This is a genomic window from Rathayibacter tanaceti (assembly GCF_001634385.1).
GTDB lineage: Bacteria > Actinomycetota > Actinomycetes > Actinomycetales > Microbacteriaceae > Rathayibacter > Rathayibacter tanaceti.
Map to the genome: position 1 here is coordinate 1 of NZ_LIIN01000203.1, position 2865 is coordinate 2865.

Sequence of the window (2865 nt, forward strand, 5' to 3'; positions counted from 1 at the left end):
CCGCAGCGCAAGTTCGTCCGGGACTGGATCGACGCGCGCTTCAGCCTCGGCGAGTTCCTCATCCCGGTGATGGTGGTTGTGCTGCTGCTCAGTTTCTTCCCTCAGCCCGAACTGCAGTCGATCTCGCTGATCGTGATCTGGGTGTTCTTCCTCGTCGCGGTGGTCGACTGCGTCCTGCTGGGCGCGCGCATGCGCCGCAAGCTGGGCGACCGTTTCGGCCCGGCGAACGTCGAGAAGGGCATTCGCTGGTACGCGGCGACCCGCGCGCTCCAGCTGCGGGTGATGCGCCTCCCCAAACCGCAGGTGAAGCGCGGCGCGTTCCCCGAGTGAGCTCGGAGCCGCGTGCGGCTCCGGTCCTGCTCCCCGGTGCCCGAGGCGGGGGTCTGCGCTCAGCGCGTGCGCAGCCCGATGGTGACCTCCCGCGCCCAGAGCGGGCCCCGGTAGACGAAGGCCGTGTAGCCCTGCACAAGGGTGGCCCCCGCGTCGAGGCGGCTCTGCACGTCGGCGGCGGTCTCCACTCCGCCGACCGAGACGACGCAAAAGTCGGCGGGGACGACCGCTCGGATCGACCGCAGCACGTCGAGCGCTCGGGCGCGAGCGGGGCGCCTGAGAGGCCGCCGGCTCCCGCCGCCTCGACGACGGCCGGATCCGTCCGCAGTCCGTCGCGCGAGAGCGTCGTGTTGGTGGCGATGATGCCGTCCAGGCCCAGACGCACCGCGAGTTCGGCGACGCGAGCGACCTCCTCGTCCGAGAGGTCAGGAGCGATCTTGACCAGGAGAGGTGTGGTTCCGGCCGCGTCCTCCACCGCGGCCAGGAGCGGCTCGAGCCTGTCGATCTCTTGGAGGCCCCGGAGCCCGGGGGTGTTCGGCGAGCTGACGTTGACGACGAGGTAGTCGGCGAGCGGCGCCAGGAGGCGTGTGCTGACCAGGTAGTCCTCGATCGCATCGTCGACAGCGACGATCCGGCTCTTGCCGATGTTCACTCCGATGACCGGCCTGCGCCGGACGCGGCGGAGCCGGGTGAGACGGCGAGCGGCCGCCTCGGCCCCGAGATTGTTGAAGCCCATGCGGTTGACGAGGGCACGATCAGCAACGAGCCGGAACAGGCGCGGCCGCTCGTTGCCAGGCTGCGCACGCGCCGTCACCGTGCCGACTTCGACGTGGCCGAAGCCCAGCGCGCCCAGGCCGAGGACGGCGGTCGCGTCCTTGTCGAAGCCGGCCGCCATGCCGAAGGGCGTCTCGAAGCGCAGTCCGAGCGCCTCGACCGAGTGATCGGCGCGCGGGAGGGTGAAGCGGCGGACCAGCGGAGCGGCGATTCCGAGCGCGCGGATCACCGGGAAGGCGAGGTGGTGCGCCTGCTCAGGATCGAGGCGGCGCAGGAACGTGCGGAAGAGGAGGGGGTACACCAGGACCTCAGTTCTCGTCGGCGCCCTGCGGCACCGCCGTCCGCTCGGCGCGGAGCAGAGCGATGGCGGATTCGAAGTCGTCGAGCGAGTCGAAGGCCTGGTACACGCTCGCGAAGCGGAGGTACGCGACCTCGTCGAGCTCACGCAACGGCGCGAGGATCGCGAGCCCGATGTCGTTCGCGTCGATCTGCGACGCACCGGTCGAGCGGATGTTCTCCTCGACCCGCTGGGCGAGCACCGCGAGATCGGAGTCGGTCACGGGTCGGCCCTGGCAGGCCTTCCGCACGCCGCTGACGATCTTCTCCCGGCTGAACGGCTCGACGACTCCGCTGCGCTTGATCACGACGAGACTCGCGGTCTCGGTCGTGGAGAAACGGCGACCGCAGGAGGGGCACTGGCGGCGACGCCGGATCGACAGACCGTCGTCGCTGGTGCGCGAGTCGATCACTCGGGAGTCGGGGTGCCGGCAGAAGGGGCAGAACATCGTGGCCTCTCGTGATCAGGCGAAGCGGGCGTCGACGGCGTCGCCGTGGGCTGGCAGCGCCTCGGCGTCGCTGAGCGCTCGGATGTGCGGCGCGACCCGCTCGAGCGCCGAACGGTCGTAGGAGATCACCTGTTGCGGCCTAAGGAAGGTGTACGCGCCGAGGCCGGAGGAGAAACGCGCCTGGCCGAGGGTCGGCAGCACGTGGTTGGAACCGGCGAGGTAATCGCCGAGGCTCACGGGAGCAGTCGGGCCGAGGAAGATCGCGCCGGCGTCGTGGATCCGCTCGGCCGTCGCGGCGGGATCGATGGTGTGCAGCTCGAGGTGCTCCGGACCGTAGGCGTCGCTGAAGGCGCAGGCCAGCTCGAGGTCGTCGACGATCACGAGGGCCGACTGCGGCCCGTCGAGGGCGATCGCCACGCGCTCGGCGTGGTGCGTGCTCGCGCCTGCGCGACCACTTCGCGGCCGACGGCGGCGGCGAGCTCGGGGCTGTCGGTGACGAGGACGGCCGACGCTGCTTCGTCGTGCTCGGCCTGGCTGACCAGGTCGGCGGCGATGAGGCGGGCATCGGCGGAGTCGTCGGCGATCACCAGGATCTCGGTCGGGCCGGCCTCGGAGTCGATGCCCACCTGCCCAAGGACCTGGCGCTTGGCGGTGGTGACCCAGACGTTTCCCGGCCCGGTGATGATGCTGACGGGATCGAGACCGAGGGACTCGACACCGTACGCGAGTGCGGCGACCGCCCCCGCGCCTCCGAGCGCATAGACCTCGTCGATGCCGAGCAGAGCTGCGGCGGCGAGGATCGTCGGGTGGACGGATCCGCCGAACAGCTTCTGCGGGGGCGAGACCAGCGCGATGGAGGCGACCCCGGCGGCCTGCGCGGGGACCACGTTCATCACGACGCTGGAGGGGTAGACGGCCTTGCCACCGGGGACGTAGAGGCCGGCGCGCGCGATCGGCTGCCAGCGCTGGGTGACCG

General features: G+C 71.1%; 2 protein-coding genes and 2 pseudogenes. 1 reads left to right on the forward strand and 3 read right to left on the reverse strand.

Annotated elements, in window-relative coordinates:
• On the forward strand, positions 1-330 hold a 330-nt coding region (locus tag ACH61_RS14785), incomplete at its 5' end, for a DUF3043 domain-containing protein (protein WP_153038923.1).
• Positions 331-389: 59 nt separating this feature from the next.
• Here ACH61_RS14785 and ACH61_RS14790 read toward each other — a convergent pair.
• The 3 genes and pseudogenes from ACH61_RS14790 to hisD form a co-directional block, all read right to left on the reverse strand.
• Positions 390-1405, reverse strand: a pseudogene (locus tag ACH61_RS14790) (quinone-dependent dihydroorotate dehydrogenase).
• A 7-nt stretch (positions 1406-1412) separates the two neighbouring features.
• The gene (nrdR, locus tag ACH61_RS14795; RefSeq protein ID WP_068213510.1) at positions 1413-1889 is read right to left on the reverse strand and encodes a transcriptional regulator NrdR; all 477 of its coding nucleotides are present in this window, start codon (positions 1887-1889) and stop codon (positions 1413-1415) included.
• A gap of 15 nt (positions 1890-1904) precedes the next feature.
• Positions 1905-2865: pseudogene (gene hisD / locus ACH61_RS14800) on the reverse strand (histidinol dehydrogenase); the annotation flags it as partial.

Coding starts and splice junctions, on each gene's coding strand:
- nrdR (WP_068213510.1), bottom strand. CDS start 1,889: ATGTTCTGCCCCTTCTGCCGGCACCCCGACTCCCGAGTGATCGACTCG.